A 442-nucleotide genomic window follows, 5' to 3' on the forward strand; every position below is an offset into this window, starting at 1 on the left:
GGTTGGATTGGATAAAGTGAAAACGACTGGCCTGCCAATGATGGCATCTCGCGCAGCCGCCTTCAGGAAGATCACTGTTGTGCGCGCCCGGTAATTTTTTGGCTCGTATCCTCATTGAGAATTTCGCGCAGCTGCATGAACAAGGGATGCGTGCTGTTGTACTCCTGACCATAAGTAAGATTAAATGCATAATTGAAGTCTGGCGGATTAATCCCCTGGTTGTGCTGGAGGATCGTTTCGAGTTTGTCGAGTGCCTTGACGGCTCTGGCTTCCGGTGAATCGGCACATTCGTATTCCTGCCAGAGTGCCAGAATTTCCTCCCGTTGCTTTTCACCAAGCGCACGAGTGAGCTGCAACAGCGCGTCTTTGTCCTGTTCTCCCTTATCCGGGTGCAGATCCCGCTCGACAGCGGGAATCGCACCATGGATTGCTTCTCTCAGAT

At 52.0% G+C, this 442-nt stretch carries 1 protein-coding gene; it reads right to left on the bottom strand.

Going from position 1 to position 442, the window contains the following annotated elements; translation table 11 throughout:
• Positions 1-71: 71 nt before the first annotated feature.
• Positions 72-442: HD domain-containing protein (locus ACU8YC_RS27825; protein ID WP_446896372.1), on the bottom strand; the 371-nt coding region annotated here is incomplete at its 5' end.

Source organism: Citrobacter sp. VF227 (genome assembly GCF_052950715.1).